The following is a 14,330-nucleotide window of genomic DNA, read 5'->3' on the forward strand; positions in this document are numbered from 1 at the left end:
GGGGATTTTAAATTTTCTATTTTTCACCTAATAATCTATCTAAGATTATAGCTACTGCCGATCTTACTGATAGATGATTATATCTTGTTTTACCTCTTATTGGATCTAAGATATGAGTACAGCTATCCATGATCTCGTCTATTAGACCATGTCCTGTACCAAATAATAATAAGTAAACGTTATCATCATTATATATTTTTTCACTCATATCTTCATATGAGATTGAATTATCATATATTCTTGCAGAAGTTGTTATCACTATTGGTTTTTTCCCTTCAGCTTTTTCTATCTCTTCTATAGTTTTTTCAATACTTTCAGTAACATATGTACTAGAAAATGCTGCTTCTCTGTCTTTGTTGAAGTTTCCACCAAATCCTTCCTTCCAATATCCAATTACTCTACTAGTTAATTCTACTTGAGCATCTACTGGAGTAATTATATGGTATCCCTTCACGTCATATGTTTTACAACTTCTAGATATATCATGGATATCAAAGTTTGTTACTGATGTAGCTACTGTTTCTTGGTTTCTATTGTATACAGGATAATGTACTAATCCTAAATATATTTTTTCTCTCATGTATTATCTCCTTTTTTCTCATTTATATTAATTAAATCATCTTATTTTATCTCTTCTAACTCTTTCGTATAGATATCAATATCATTTATATATACATCCTTTGCATATTTTAAATAATCAATATATTTATCCGATAATTTTTTCTTAACTATGGCAGGGTTTCCTATTACTAAGCTTCCTTCTGCAACCTCTAAAGTAGCTCCTACAACAGATCCCGCTCCTACAAGACAATTTTTAGGTATAGTTACACCATTTAATAAAATAGCCCCCATCCCAATCACACAATTATCTCCTATAGTACATCCGTGAACAATAGCATTATGTCCTACTGTAACTCCCTTTCCTAAAGTAACGGGATATGGAGCATCTCCATGGACTGTGCAATTATCTTGGATATTTGATGCATCTCCAATGGTGATTTTACTCATATCACCACGTAGTACAGCTCCAAACCATATACTTACATCTTCACCTAATACAATATCTCCTACTAGAGTAGCATTAGGAGCTATATAGTTATTTTTTCCAATTACTGGTTTTTTATCTTTTAAAGAATATATCAAAATTAGTTCCCCTCCCTTAACGGTTTTCCTAATAATTATCAAAGTCAAAACCTTATATGGATTTTTTTGCCTGAAAATATTACTTTAGTTTCTTCCTATTGAGGGAGAAACTACAAAAAGGAAAAGGGTTAGCTTTTTAAAGCTCTTCCACTATCTCTTTTAGTAACTTTTTCTCTTCCTTTGTAAACTTTCGACCTTCTAATAGATCAGGTCTTCTCAAATAAGTTCTTTTAAGACTTTCTTTTTTTCTCCACAACTCTATATTTTTATGGTGTCCTGAGAGCAATATTTCTGGAATTTTTAATCCGTTAATTTCTGCTGGACGAGTATAATGAGGATGATCTAAGAGACCATTATAAAATGAATCCTGTTCATAAGAATCTTTATTTATTACACCTGGTAGAAGCCGAGCTATAGAATCAGCTATAACCATTGCTGGTAACTCTCCTCCTGTTAATACAAAATCCCCAATAGATATCTCTAAATCTACTTTTTGCTCTATAACCCTTTCATCTATACCTTCATAGTGACCGGCTATTATTGTTATTTCCTTTTCAAGACTCAATTCATTAGACAAGTTTTGGTTGAGAGTCACACCTTGAGGAGAGGTATAAATTACCTTTCCAGATGTATTTTCTAGTGCTTTAAATATAGGTTCAGCTTTTAATACCATACCTGCTCCTCCACCAAATGGAGTATCGTCAGCGGTATTGTGTTTATCAAAGGTATAATCTCTTATATCTATGATGTTTATCTCCAATGACCCACTATTTATAGCTCTCTTAATTATACTTTCACTTTTAAACCCCGTAAACATAGCAGGAAAAAGAGTTAAAATATTTATTTTCATGGTCTCATTCCCTCTATTAGTTCAAAAGTAACTATTCTTTTTTCAAAATCTATATTTTTTACAAATTCCTCTACTGAAGGAACCATAATCTCTTCCTTTCCACTACCGATTACATAGATATCATGACCTGCTGTTTCCATCACATCAGTAATCTCACCTAAACTTTCACCTTCTACAGTTATAGCCTTCATCCCAACTATATCAGAGGCATAATATTCATCCTCATCCATTCCTAAAATGTCTTTTCTAACATATATAGAATATCCAGATAAAGCAGTTCCTTCTGTTTTATTTGTTATTTCTTCAAAATCAAAAGCTAATCTTTTAGGGCTTATTTTTTTTATATTAGTTATTGTTAATATTTTACTCATACCACTGGTATTTTTTATAAGAACCTTAGATCCCACTAGTATACTTAGGTCTTGAAAGTTTGATGCGACCTTGACAGTTCCCATTAGATGATGAGTCCCTGAAATTTTTCCTACTGAAATTAATTCCATATTCTTACCTCCTAATTAATCTAAAAATTCTACATTTACATTTAACTTGTCTTTTACTGCTGCTGCCTGCATTACTCCTCTGATAGCGTTGGCAGTCAGACCATTTTTACCGATTACTTTTCCTAATTCACCATCGGCTACTCTTATTTTAAACACAATAAGATCTTTTTTTTCCTCATATGTAATATCGATCGCTTCTTGAGTTTTCACCATTTCTGAAACTATATATTTTAATAGTACTGCTAATTTTTCCATTTTTTATTCCTCCTTTATATTACTCTTCCCCTTAGGTATTTTCACGATGTTAAAAAGAAACCAAAGAAAAAAGAGTTAACTTCTAATTTTTTCTGCCAATTCTTTACTGACTCTTTTAGGCACTCCATCTATCCCTGTAAAAATATTTGTAGTATTTGCAATTCCAAATAGAATTTTCATCTCTTTATCATAAAATTCATATTTAAATTTAATCTTTATTCTATCTATATCTACCAAAATAGTTTTTATCTTTAACTCTGTATCGTATTCTATAGCTTTAAAAAACTTTATATTTATATCTGATATAGGGAGAAAAATTCCATCTTTTTCTAGAGATTTGTAGGAAGTATTTTTCGTCCTAATAAATTCTGTTCTCCCTTTTTCCATCCAAATAATATAGTTAGAGTGATATACTCTTCCCATTTTGTCAGTTTCATTATAGTAAACTCTGTGATCTGTTGTATGACAATTTTTTTCCATTATTGCCTCCTTTTGATCTTGATTTCACACTTTTCTATTTATAATACACCCTTCCAAGGCCCCTCATAAGTTATCTTAGCATATACTCCGTTTGCATCTAGATCTTCTACAACATCTCTTACTTGTGCTGCATAAAATTCAGTAGATATAATCTTTATTGTTCCTAGTTTAGCATCTAAAGTTCTAACTATCCCGAGTCCTTCATACGCTTCCATTACTTTATTTATAAAATCGATATTTTTTCTTTCTGTCTGAATAAAAAACTCGTAACTTCTCATCATAATTTATTACCTCCTTTGCGCTTATAGCGATTTATTATCCCCTTAATAAAAAATTCAGAATGAATTTTTATCTCCATTCTCAACCCTTTAATTATTATTTTTCTTCTAAGACTCTGATAAGTTCCATATATTCATCGATACTTATTGATTCAGCCCTTCTATTTCCTTCTATACCTATCGTAGCTAACCTATCTTTTAATTCAGCCTTAGTAAATCCTAAGTTAGACAAGTTATTTAGTATATTTTTTCTCTTGGTAGCAAAAGCTGCCTTTACATATTTAAAAAATGTAGCTTCATCTACTAGTTTTTCATACTTATTGTCAGGACGTAGTTTAATTGACATAAATGCCGAATCAATCTTAGGTACTGGTGTAAAATCTTCCTTTGGGATAGTGAATAAATATTCTGCATCACCAAAATATTCAACAGAAAGTGTAAGAACACTTCTATCGCTTCCCGATTTTGCACATATCCTTTGAGCAACTTCTTTTTGTACCATTATATAAATTTCACTTATAATATTTCTATTTTGTATTAATTTATGAATAATTGGAGAAGTGATATAGTAAGGTATATTAGCTACAACTTTTATTGGTTCTCCTATTTTTTCTTGGAAATCTTGTTCTAAAACATCTCCCATAAGTAAAGTAAATTTAGGGTTAGTATCAAATTTATTTCTAAGTATTTTTTCTAAATCTTTATCTATTTCCATGCACGTAACTTTTTTTCCATGCTCCAATAATAGTTCTGTAAGTGCTCCTTCACCAGGTCCTATCTCTACTATAGCATCTTCAGAATTAACGTCTGAAACTTCTATAATTCTATCTAAAACCTGTCCTGCATTGGTTAAAAAGTTTTGTCCATATTTTTTTTTGTGTTTAAATCCCATTTTCCACCTACTTTTCTATAGTGATTTCCTATAGTTTATTTTTCTATAGTTACTTTTCCGACAAACGGTAGTTCTCTATGTTTTTCTGCATAATCAATTCCATATCCTACTACAAATTCATCTGGAATTTTGAATCCTGAAAATTCCACTTCAACATTTGCTTCTCTTCTAGCTGGTTTGTCTAAAAGTGTACAGATACTAAGAGATTTTGGTTCTCTTATTTTTAATATTTCAACAACTTTACTTAAAGTAAATCCTGTATCTATTAAATCTTCTACAATAAGAACATCTTTATCTTTGATGCAGTCTTCTATATCTTTTTTAATCTTTACATCTCTAGATGAAGTCATAGAATTTCCATAACTAGATACAGTCATAAAATCTAATCTTACATTTTCTAGTTTTAATTCACGGGAAAGATCGGCCATAAATATTACTGATCCACGTAAAAGAGCAATGAGTACTAACTCTTCACTGTTTTTATATTTTTCATTTATTCTAGCCCCTAATTCTGCTACTTTTTCTGCAATTTCTTCTTTTGATATTAATACATCTACTGAATATTTCATTATTATCTCCTTAGTCTTCTAGTTCTTCTAAATTTCCCATGATACCTACATAAGGTATGTTTCTATACTCTTGCATATAGTCTAATCCATAACCTAATACAAACTCATCCTCTATTTCAAAACCAATATATTGTACATCAATTTCAACTTCCCTTCTAGAAGGTTTATTTAAAAGTGTACATAACGATACTGACTTAGGTCCTCTATGACCTAGCATTTTTAATACAGTTTTTAATGTATTTCCTGAATCGATAATATCTTCTATTACGATTACATGTTTCCCCATAATATTTTCATCTAAATCTTTTTTGATTTTTACTTCTCTTGTTGATATAAATTCATTTCCATAACTAGATACAGTCATAAAATCCATCTTTAGCGGTAATTTAATTTTTCTACAAAGGTCTGCCATGAATATAATAGATCCCTTTAATAAGCATACTACGATGATATCTCCCTCTTTATCTTTAAAATCATTTGTGATTTGAGCTCCTAACTCAGCTACTCTTTCAGCAATTTTATCCTCTGTAAGCATTTTTTTTGCAATTCCCTTATCCCAAGGCTTTTTATTCAATTTCATTTCCTCCTAAAGTTATAATTTACCTCATATTTTACCATTAATTCTTAGTTTTTTTCAATGTTATATTTTAAAATATAATACTTTCATATTTCATTTCCATTTTTTTGTGGATAATCTACTCTATTTTTCTTTTATCAACGTCCATTTTCATGACAAGTAACTCAAAAAATATGCAAATTGTACAAAAATATTGATTTATCATGGTTATTAAAAAATACATAAATTAAATGTTATTATTAATCAAGCATTAAAAATAGGAGATAATATACTATTATCCCCTAAAATATAATTATATTAATTTTTAAGGCTTAATGATTTAAAAATCAATATTCCTTTCTTTATACTATCCAATGGTTTTTAGGAGTCATCATATATCTTTTAGTTAATAAAATTTTCTTCATTCAATACTTTTGGCTCACCTTTTAAAACCTTTTTCTTTGTTTCTTTTGTTTCAGACCATTCTTTCCATCCACCATCGTATATAGAGATTCTTTCAAGTCCCATAGCTTGTGCATAAAACCATACTTCACTTGCTCTCCATCCTGTTCCACAATAAAATGCCAAATGATTTTCAGAATTTATTTTTAAGTCTTTCCACATTTTTTGAATCTCAGTATATGGTCTCATATGAAATTGATCCATTCCTCTATAATCTTCTAAATGCCAAGGGTCAGATCCTGCCATTCCCCATTTAGATCCCATAATTCTTCCTCTTGGTTTGATATAGTCATATCCACTGACCTTTCCTAAATATTCTTTCCAACTTCTAATACTGATAAGGTCTCCATCTTCAGTCTTTAATAATTCTACTGCTTTAGGCAGATCTACTATAAGTTCTGGATTTTGAGGAACAGTTGCTCCAAATTCTTTTACTGGTTCTGGAATTTTCATCTCAGTTTCTATAGGATATCCAGCGTCTTTCCAAGCTTTTAATCCACCATTTATAATTCTTATATCATCTACACCTGCATATTTTGCTATAATTCCAAACCTAGCAGCTGCCATAGGATCACCATAAATAAGTACAAGTGTATCTGTAGTTATCCCCTCTTTTTCCAATTCAGCTTTAATTTTATTATCATCAACTCTGTTCCATAGAGGCCCTTCTTCTACCCATCCTGTATGCATCCAATAAGATCCGGGGATATGCTCTTTCATATGAGGTTTCCCTTTTTCACTCCACCCAACATTAAATACTTTTACAGATCTTCCATCATAGTGAATCACTTTTTTTCCTTCTAAAAGATCTTTAACCCAGCTAACAGGTACGATAGTTTCATATCTTTTTAATTTTTCAAAAGATAATAATTCTTCAGCCCATTTTTCTACTCCTCCATCAAAAATAGAGACTATATACCCCTTTTCTATAAGAGTGTCTTTCATAGTTTCTGTATTTTTTCCATAAATAATTATCTCATTTCCTGCTACAATACCTTTTCTTTCAAGGGCTTTTTCTACATTGCCATCTTTGATAGCACTTGTAGGATAGTTTACTGCTCCAGGAATATGACCATTAATTCCATTTCCATCTAGATCCCATCCATTATATTCATCATAACTTCTAGTATCCATGATAACTATATTTTTATCTTTTTTCGCTCTTTGAACACCGTTTACACCAATAGAACCCACTTTAATAACTTGTTCTTTTTGTTCCACTACTCCATTACTACATCCAATTAATCCAATTGCTAGTGTTACTATAACTAATAACTTTTTCATCTTTTCACCTCAATTTATATTTTATTACTAATTTTTTAGGCTCTTTATACTTAGCCTTATTAAGCATATCTGAATTATTTTATCATTTTATTCTATTTTATAAAAGATATAATTTATGCTATTAAATATAGTTTATTATTGCTCTCATAAGTTATCTAACTTTTACTTTTTATAGCATTTCTATAAACGCCTCTATCCTTGTTTTTATCTGTCCTGTATCCCCTGTTGAATAATCTGTTTCAAGGGACATATACGGAATATTCCTTTCCTTAGTTACTACTCTTTTTATCTTGTGAGTCTCCACACTATAAGTATGACAAGCTTGAAGAATCAATTCTACAACCCCATCAACTTGATATTCATCAATAAGCCTCTTTAAAAGAACCTCTCTATCTGCATTAGGTGACATAACAGAACATGGAATAGATATATATCTTTCTGCTAGTGCTTGGATAGGATCTATTGTTTCGTCTACAAGCCTCTCTAAATTCTTAGCACCTCCACAGTTTTCAAATGTAACTACTACAGCTCCTGCCTCTTCAATAGGTTTTATGATTTTTTCTGCTACTCCCCCTATAGGGCATCCTGTAATTAAAATTCTCGGTGCTTTTACAGAAACTTTAGAACTTTTAGCTCTATCAATTTCCTTTAGATTTTTTATTATTTCTCGGATTTTTTGATTTTGTAAATCTTTATCAAAGGTATAACTAACACCATTTAACACATTATGCATCTCATATCCTGAAAGTGGTGGTGGAGTTAGTTTCCCCAAACTGTAAAATTCTTTTAATAGAATTCTTTCCTTATTAACTTGAGAGATTGCTTTTGAAATTTCTTCCTTTGATATAGAAACATTAAATTTTTTCTCTAATTTTTCCTTTAGTCTAGTAACCTCTGCCTTCCAAAGTTCCAACCCTCTTTCTTTTTCTTGATTTTGAGGTAATTGCATTATATGAGTATCTTTTAATTCTCCTAAAAGTTCATACATCTTCTTTTTTCCATCACAGGTTGTTTCTGCCACTATCATATCTGAAAAATACATATATGGACACTTATCTGTAAGAGCATAACCGTAACTGGCCTTTATCAAAGGACATAAGTTTTTAGGCAGATGTTTTTCCGCTGCTGGGATAGTCTCTTCGCTTACCGAGCAAAGTGAAACTGGGACAGCTCCTGCTGCATATATCAATTCCTTAGGTGTATAAGTACAAAAAGTTCCTACTATATTTTTCCCACGGTCTTTCAATTCTTTTATAGTTAAAAAGCCTTCTCGTCTTGCTTCTTCAAAATCCTGAAAATTTTCTGGTAATTTATTAACATTTTTCATCTCGACTCCCCTTTTTACATAAATATCAATTCATTTATAATTAAACTCCTTATAACATCTCTATAAATGCTTCCATCCTAGTTTTTATCTGTCCGACATCTCCTGTAGAATAGTCTGTTTCAAGAGCAATATATGGAATATCTCTTTCTTTTGTTAAAAATCTTTTTACACTATGGCTTTCGATACTATATGTATGACATGCTTGTAAGATCATATCGACTACACCATCTGCCTTATATTCATCTACCATATCTTTTAATAATTTTTCCCTTCCTTTGTTTGGTGTCATTACAGAACAAGGAATATTTAGATATTTTTTAGCAATAGCTTCTACTGGATCTATAGTTTCATCTACTTCCTCATGAAGTTCTTTATATCCTTGACAGTTTTCTAAAGCTACTACTACAGCTCCTGCATCTTCAATGGCTTTTATAACTTTTTCAGCAACTCCACCTATAGGACATCCTGTTACTAATATTCTTGGTGTTGTTTCTGTATACGTAGTAGTCTTTTCTTCTTGTTTTTTCTTTAAATCTCCTATAAGTTCCCTTACATTACTTCTCATTTTTTCCTTATCAAATGTATAGTTGGCACCATTTAAAACAGTAAACATATCAAATCCTGATATAACAGAAGGTTTTATCTTTCCTAATTCATGGAATTGCTTTAATAATCTTCTATCTTGATTACATGATTTTATAGATTCTCTCAACCCTTCTTCTGTAACTTTTGTATTAAATTTATTTTCTAATTTTTTTATTAAAAATCTGATCTCACTCTTCCAAAGATCCATAGCATGTTCTTGGTCTTGAGTTTGAGGTAACTGCATTACATGGGTATCTTTTATCTCTCCTAATAACTCATACATCTTCTTTTTTCCATCACAAGTAGTTTCTCCTACAACCATATCAGCAAAGTACATGTACGGGCATTTATCCGTAAGAGCAAATCCATAACTAGCTTTTACTAATGGACATAGATTTTTGGGGAGATGTTTTTCTGCAGCAGGAATTGTTTCCTCACTAACAGAACAAAGTGATATGGGATGAGCATTAGCTGCGTATATAACCTCTTTTGGAGTATATGTACAAAATGTTCCTACAACATTTTCCCCTCTATCTTTAAATTCCTTTACAGTAAGAAACCCTGCCCTTCTTTTTTCTCCAAATTCCTCAAATTTTTCTGGTAAGTTATTCATTTTTATCCCCCTTAAAGTTTATTTTTAATTATATAAATAATTATATTTTTTCCAATAAATTGTACCTATATAGAGCCTTCTAACACCTCAAATACAACGTTATTTTACTTTTTTCTCCAAATATTTGCAGAAAAAATAGAGGGGGGTAAAAATAAGTGATATCCACCTCTCCCTCTTTTATCACAACTACTTTTTTAAGTTTTTCTTTTAAATTATTTAACCACAACTATGTTTGTAGATACTCCTCCCCATTCTTTCATACTTCCTTTATAATTATTTATGTCAGTATATCCCAATCTTACTAATTCTTCTGCTAAAACTTGACTTTTTCTACCTGTATTACAGTAGGTAATAATCTTAGTTTTTGAAGTTACCCCTTTAGATTTAAGGAATTCTAATTTTGTTGCATCATCTTCAATAGCCATAAATGAATCTAATGGTACATTGATTGCACTTAATATATGACCACCTTTTATCCCTCTTCCTGGTGCTTTACCGTTATATACCTCTTCACTTCTCACGTCTATAATGACTGCATTACTGTTTAATTTTTCTGTCACATAGTTCATATCTACAACTTTAACTCCATTTGATGCCATTGTTTGTACCGCCATCATAACCATAATCCCTAAAACCAATAATATTTTTTTCATCTTTGTTCCCCCCTTATTTTTTTAAGATACTTCAAACTACAAAACTTCTTATTTTTTTGTCACGAATCACACAAATTTAGAACATCCTACTGTCGCAGCACAGAAGCTTTTTTTGACACAGATTACTATGGATCTAAAATAAAATCTACACAGATAAAAAATCTTTTTTCTTGGTTTTTAACCTAAAAAATAAACCTGTGGTGATCACAGTTTCTTCCGTGTATTCGATAGCATTCACATTCTATCTTTTTCTTTTAAATCCTTTTAGATAAATTAGTGTTCTTCGTGCCATTCGTGACCAAGTCATTTTCTTTCACTTCAGCTTTGGTTTCCTTGATATGAGGGGAACCTAGGAGGAAGAGTTGATTACTTTTTTTCTATTTTTTTAGCCAGGATAGCAGCTCCTATAGCTCCTGCATATCTTCCCAATTCATGAGTTACAACTTTTTGCCCAATAGCTTTAGATAGTTCCTCCAAAATATATGGATTTCTTGAAAGCCCCCCTGTTAGAAAATATGCCTCTGATTCTCCATGTCTAGAACACAGTGAGTTTACTTTTTTTATCACAGAATCCACTATTCCAAATGCTATATTTTCTCTTTTCTCTCCCCTACCGATGAGACTAATGACCTCTGATTCAGCAAAAACAGTACACATAGAAGTTATCTCTACCCCACTACCTTTTCTAGCTAAATCTGTTAAAGTATCTATATCTACCCCTAGAGAATTTGACATTACCTCTATAAACTTACCTGTTCCAGCAGAACATTTATCATTCATAGTAAAATCTTTAACCACTCCACCTTCAAGAGAAATAACCTTGGTATCCTGTCCACCAATATCTACAACAGTTGTATTTTCTCCGATAAAGTATTTTGCTCCTACTGCGTGACAAGTTATTTCTGTCACTGTTTTATCCGCAAAAGGAACCGAAACCCTTCCATAGCCTGTAGCAATAACTTTAGAGTTTGATCTTTCTATTCCCATATCATTTAATCTTTTTTTTATACTATTAGCTGTATCTAGACTGCTCCATCCCGTTGGTAGAACAAAAGTTTCTAAGATCTCTTTTTTTTTCATAACTGCAACCTTAGCAGCTGTAGATCCAATATCTATTCCTATTTGATACATCATAATCCCCCTGTTTTTATGAAATTAAAAATTTGATTCTGATTTTAAAAAAATAGCCAGTAAAATGTAACGTTCTCTCTCCTAGTTTAGGAAAGAAAATAAGGAAAAAAGAGCTATATATATACCTTGATTTTCCTTATTTTGAGTTCATATTAAAAATAAAAATACACTGCTTCTTTTTTATTTTTAATACAGCTCCCACCTACTACTTTAAACCCTTCTTCATTTAGAAATTCACCTTGATAACATTTAACTTTTTTATTTTTTATATCCATTGTTTCTCTTAGATTCTTAAATAAAACTGGACATATATGAATAACTATATCTAAATGATTTAATTTATCCAAAAGATTAACAAACCTCTCTACTACCCATTTTTCATGGTGTTTTCCTAGTATCTCAGGCATAGCAGAGGGATCAGCATAGGAAAAATGCCTTACCCCATTTAGATTTAGTGTCTCTAAAAATAATATGAAATCCCTTTCGATTTTTTCAAAAGCTCTTTCTAATTTATCCACATCTTTTCTCATAAGTCTGAGTACCTTACTCATTTCAACAAATGAAATTAAAGTAGTAAATATTCCATCTATAGAGTATATTTTTGCCTTTGAAACTGATTCTATATCTATATTTTCAATTTCTAGATCCGCTATTGTTAAAAATTCATCTATATCACTACACATTATCTCTTTTACTTTGTTGTATTCTGTCGTGCCTCCCATGGCACTAAATAACGAATTGGAAAATAAAGGAAAAAAACCTTCTTTTTCTTTTGTAATATAGTCTAACCTACCCTCAGGTGTTTCTAAATTATATCTATCCATTATTTCTTTTGATATTTCTAGATCATTCTGTCTAATACATTTCACAACGTTCTCTCCTTTTGTAAGAATTCCTAAAATTGTAGTTCTTTTATAAAAACTTCTTGAAATTTTGCACTCTTTGATAGTTCCATTACATCGATTTTAGTAGTCCTTATTTTATCTCTCATATCTTTATTGACCAAGTATCCAATACAACCATTTAACGATGTGTTCCCTGCAAAACTAATTTTCCCGTCAAAATCAGATATAAGACCTATATTCAATATACTTTGAGGATTAAGATGGTATCCAAATGATCCAGCTATTATTACCTCTTCCATATCGGATATTTCTTTTTCTACTTTTGAAAGCAGTAATTTTACCCCTGCTGCAATAGCTCCCTTGGCTAATTGTATCTGCCTGATATCTCCTTGACTCAAATAAATATTTTCTGTTATATAAAACTTTTTATCCCTTAATTTTTCTTTAAATTCTGGTTTCATTCGAGGATTTAATTTTCCACTTTTTAAGACAATTTTATGTTTAACAAATTCAGACATGATGTCTAGTAGTCCGCTTCCACATATTCCTGTAGGAGTTTCACCTATTGTTTTTATATTAAATTTATTTTCAGTCTCAACTATTTCAAAACCTTCAATAGCACCATTTCCTGCCCTCATTCCACACTCTATATTCATCCCTTCAAATGCAGGCCCTGCAGCAGTCGATGTACCATGTAATTTCCCATCAACAGATAGCACCATCTCACCATTTGTTCCAATATCTATAAATAGAGTATTATTTTTCTCCTCCAATTTTATAGCTACCACACCAGAAACTATATCGGCTCCTACATAGCTAGAAGCATTGGGAAGTAAAGTTGTTTCTATATCATCTATAAAAAATGATTTTTCTTCTAAAAACACTGGTTCATATGGAGATATCGCTAGAGATTTAGGATTTTTACCATAGATCAGATGTTGCATGGTGGTATTTCCTGCAATTGCTATCCTGTCTACAGATCCTACTTTTTTCACTATATCCCTTATTTGATTTAAAATAGCATTTTGTAGATCTAAAACATCATTTTTCATGCAATATGTGATCCTTGATAATACATCTGCTCCATATTCACTCTGATAGTTTAAACCTGAATATTTTCCAATTATTTTTTTCTTGCATAAATCAATCAATCTAGCCGAAACACCTGTTGTTCCTACATCTATAGCAAGGACACGTCCTTTATCCTCAGTATCTACATTCAAATCTATCTTTTCTTCAGAAATTTTTAATTCTGAATCTGTAAGTTCCAAAATTTCTACATCTCCTAATGCCATGGCTATGCAGGCTAATCGAACTTCTTTTGATAAACTTTCCTCTATCTTTTCCCTAGGAGATATCTCACCACTTACTTTTATTTGGCATTTTTTACAGATACCCATACAGTTACAAGGCGTTTCTATTTTTTCTTCCATAAGTCTTATGGCATCACTTAATATCGTCCCTTTTTTTACCATTCTTTCTTTATTTTTATATCTTACCGTTACCATATTTGGATTTTTTTCATTATTATCTTTCATTTATATTCACCCTTTATTTTTTTACTGTGTCTGTCATTGCTTTCAAATTTTTAATAGATGTACTCATAGCCAACCCACAGGCAGGTGATACAATACTAGTTCCATTATTTATTACCATTTTTGTGTGTAATTTTATTTTTTCTTCCTCTCCTTGATCTAAAAGCTGAGTACTTACATTCCCCATTATTGGAGCTATCAATATTTCTTTAGCTTCTTTTATCCCTACAACCGAATCAAAACTGAGCGAATCTGCTCCTGATTTATTTAAACTTTCCAATATACTTTTACTCTTACCGCATATATGAATAATTATTTTTGTTTCTTTTCTATGCACTGCTTCTGATATTTTTTTATACATAGGTATCATAA

18 protein-coding genes are annotated in these 14,330 nt (G+C 31.0%); all 18 read right to left on the reverse strand.

Features of this window, described 5'->3' with window-relative positions; translation table 11 throughout:
- Positions 1-16: 16 nt before the first annotated feature.
- On the reverse strand, positions 17-580 hold the full coding sequence (locus WBG30_RS04755; RefSeq protein WP_424503496.1) for an RNA methyltransferase: 564 nt from the start codon (positions 578-580) through the stop codon (positions 17-19).
- 41 nt (positions 581-621) lie between these two features.
- Positions 622-1,143: a gamma carbonic anhydrase family protein gene (locus WBG30_RS04760; RefSeq protein ID WP_424503497.1), complete on the reverse strand. Its 522-nt coding sequence runs from the start codon at positions 1,141-1,143 to the stop codon at positions 622-624.
- Between the two features lie 136 nt (positions 1,144-1,279).
- Complete coding sequence (gene trmD, locus WBG30_RS04765) at positions 1,280-1,993, reverse strand: tRNA (guanosine(37)-N1)-methyltransferase TrmD (RefSeq protein ID WP_424503498.1); 714 nt, start codon at positions 1,991-1,993, stop codon at positions 1,280-1,282.
- Positions 1,990-2,493 carry a ribosome maturation factor RimM gene (rimM, locus tag WBG30_RS04770; RefSeq protein WP_424503499.1) on the reverse strand — a complete coding sequence of 168 codons (504 nt, stop codon included), beginning with the start codon at positions 2,491-2,493 and terminating at the stop codon, positions 1,990-1,992. Before rimM ends, trmD begins: the two co-directional genes overlap by 4 nt.
- Before the next feature lie 15 nt (positions 2,494-2,508).
- Positions 2,509-2,748: a KH domain-containing protein gene (locus WBG30_RS04775; RefSeq protein ID WP_424503500.1), complete on the reverse strand. Its 240-nt coding sequence runs from the start codon at positions 2,746-2,748 to the stop codon at positions 2,509-2,511.
- Positions 2,749-2,823: 75 nt separating this feature from the next.
- The gene (locus WBG30_RS04780) at positions 2,824-3,228 is read right to left on the reverse strand and encodes an acyl-CoA thioesterase (protein ID WP_424503501.1); all 405 of its coding nucleotides are present in this window, start codon (positions 3,226-3,228) and stop codon (positions 2,824-2,826) included.
- Between the two features lie 38 nt (positions 3,229-3,266).
- Positions 3,267-3,509, reverse strand: a complete 243-nt coding sequence (locus WBG30_RS04785; protein WP_424503502.1) for a DUF4911 domain-containing protein — start codon at positions 3,507-3,509, stop codon at positions 3,267-3,269.
- A gap of 94 nt (positions 3,510-3,603) precedes the next feature.
- The gene (gene rsmA, locus WBG30_RS04790) at positions 3,604-4,398 is read right to left on the reverse strand and encodes a 16S rRNA (adenine(1518)-N(6)/adenine(1519)-N(6))-dimethyltransferase RsmA (RefSeq protein WP_424503503.1); all 795 of its coding nucleotides are present in this window, start codon (positions 4,396-4,398) and stop codon (positions 3,604-3,606) included.
- 35 nt (positions 4,399-4,433) lie between these two features.
- Positions 4,434-4,967: a hypoxanthine phosphoribosyltransferase gene (gene hpt / locus WBG30_RS04795; RefSeq protein ID WP_424503504.1), complete on the reverse strand. Its 534-nt coding sequence runs from the start codon at positions 4,965-4,967 to the stop codon at positions 4,434-4,436.
- 10 nt (positions 4,968-4,977) lie between these two features.
- A complete protein-coding gene (hpt, locus tag WBG30_RS04800) occupies positions 4,978-5,541 on the reverse strand; it encodes a hypoxanthine phosphoribosyltransferase (RefSeq protein ID WP_424503505.1) in 564 nt (187 codons plus the stop codon).
- 384 nt (positions 5,542-5,925) lie between these two features.
- Positions 5,926-7,269: a sulfurtransferase gene (locus tag WBG30_RS04805; RefSeq protein ID WP_424503506.1), complete on the reverse strand. Its 1,344-nt coding sequence runs from the start codon at positions 7,267-7,269 to the stop codon at positions 5,926-5,928.
- 169 nt (positions 7,270-7,438) lie between these two features.
- Positions 7,439-8,596 carry a double-cubane-cluster-containing anaerobic reductase gene (locus tag WBG30_RS04810; protein WP_424503507.1) on the reverse strand — a complete coding sequence of 386 codons (1,158 nt, stop codon included), beginning with the start codon at positions 8,594-8,596 and terminating at the stop codon, positions 7,439-7,441.
- Between the two features lie 49 nt (positions 8,597-8,645).
- Positions 8,646-9,794 carry a double-cubane-cluster-containing anaerobic reductase gene (locus WBG30_RS04815; RefSeq protein ID WP_424503508.1) on the reverse strand — a complete coding sequence of 383 codons (1,149 nt, stop codon included), beginning with the start codon at positions 9,792-9,794 and terminating at the stop codon, positions 8,646-8,648.
- A 212-nt stretch (positions 9,795-10,006) separates the two neighbouring features.
- Positions 10,007-10,447: a rhodanese-like domain-containing protein gene (locus WBG30_RS04820; RefSeq protein WP_424503509.1), complete on the reverse strand. Its 441-nt coding sequence runs from the start codon at positions 10,445-10,447 to the stop codon at positions 10,007-10,009.
- 366 nt (positions 10,448-10,813) lie between these two features.
- Positions 10,814-11,578: an acyl-CoA dehydratase activase gene (locus WBG30_RS04825; RefSeq protein WP_424503510.1), complete on the reverse strand. Its 765-nt coding sequence runs from the start codon at positions 11,576-11,578 to the stop codon at positions 10,814-10,816.
- 152 nt (positions 11,579-11,730) lie between these two features.
- The gene (locus tag WBG30_RS04830; RefSeq protein ID WP_424503511.1) at positions 11,731-12,447 is read right to left on the reverse strand and encodes a hypothetical protein; all 717 of its coding nucleotides are present in this window, start codon (positions 12,445-12,447) and stop codon (positions 11,731-11,733) included.
- Between the two features lie 26 nt (positions 12,448-12,473).
- Positions 12,474-13,961: an ASKHA domain-containing protein gene (locus tag WBG30_RS04835; RefSeq protein ID WP_424503512.1), complete on the reverse strand. Its 1,488-nt coding sequence runs from the start codon at positions 13,959-13,961 to the stop codon at positions 12,474-12,476.
- 13 nt (positions 13,962-13,974) lie between these two features.
- Positions 13,975-14,330, reverse strand: a 356-nt coding sequence (locus WBG30_RS04840) for a uroporphyrinogen decarboxylase family protein (RefSeq protein WP_424503513.1), incomplete at its 5' end; no start/stop codon positions are given.

It is taken from the genome of Psychrilyobacter sp. (assembly GCF_049671765.1).
In the GTDB taxonomy this organism is placed as follows: domain Bacteria; phylum Fusobacteriota; class Fusobacteriia; order Fusobacteriales; family Fusobacteriaceae; genus Psychrilyobacter.

What these genes read in the sequence shown, in the direction of transcription:
- rimM (WP_424503499.1), bottom strand. Translation starts at nt 2,493, where the DNA reads ATGGAATTAATTTCAGTAGGAAAAATTTCAGGGACTCATCATCTAATG.
- WBG30_RS04825 (WP_424503510.1), bottom strand. Translation starts at nt 11,578, where the DNA reads ATGTATCAAATAGGAATAGATATTGGATCTACAGCTGCTAAGGTTGCA.
- WBG30_RS04820 (WP_424503509.1), bottom strand. Translation starts at nt 10,447, where the DNA reads ATGAAAAAAATATTATTGGTTTTAGGGATTATGGTTATGATGGCGGTA.
- rsmA (WP_424503503.1), bottom strand. Translation starts at nt 4,398, where the DNA reads ATGGGATTTAAACACAAAAAAAAATATGGACAAAACTTTTTAACCAAT.
- hpt (WP_424503504.1), bottom strand. Translation starts at nt 4,967, where the DNA reads ATGAAATATTCAGTAGATGTATTAATATCAAAAGAAGAAATTGCAGAA.
- WBG30_RS04780 (WP_424503501.1), bottom strand. Translation starts at nt 3,228, where the DNA reads ATGGAAAAAAATTGTCATACAACAGATCACAGAGTTTACTATAATGAA.
- WBG30_RS04785 (WP_424503502.1), bottom strand. Translation starts at nt 3,509, where the DNA reads ATGATGAGAAGTTACGAGTTTTTTATTCAGACAGAAAGAAAAAATATC.
- WBG30_RS04810 (WP_424503507.1), bottom strand. Translation starts at nt 8,596, where the DNA reads ATGAAAAATGTTAATAAATTACCAGAAAATTTTCAGGATTTTGAAGAA.
- WBG30_RS04835 (WP_424503512.1), bottom strand. Translation starts at nt 13,961, where the DNA reads ATGAAAGATAATAATGAAAAAAATCCAAATATGGTAACGGTAAGATAT.
- WBG30_RS04815 (WP_424503508.1), bottom strand. Translation starts at nt 9,794, where the DNA reads ATGAATAACTTACCAGAAAAATTTGAGGAATTTGGAGAAAAAAGAAGG.
- trmD (WP_424503498.1), bottom strand. Translation starts at nt 1,993, where the DNA reads ATGAAAATAAATATTTTAACTCTTTTTCCTGCTATGTTTACGGGGTTT.
- WBG30_RS04775 (WP_424503500.1), bottom strand. Translation starts at nt 2,748, where the DNA reads ATGGAAAAATTAGCAGTACTATTAAAATATATAGTTTCAGAAATGGTG.
- WBG30_RS04755 (WP_424503496.1), bottom strand. Translation starts at nt 580, where the DNA reads ATGAGAGAAAAAATATATTTAGGATTAGTACATTATCCTGTATACAAT.
- WBG30_RS04805 (WP_424503506.1), bottom strand. Translation starts at nt 7,269, where the DNA reads ATGAAAAAGTTATTAGTTATAGTAACACTAGCAATTGGATTAATTGGA.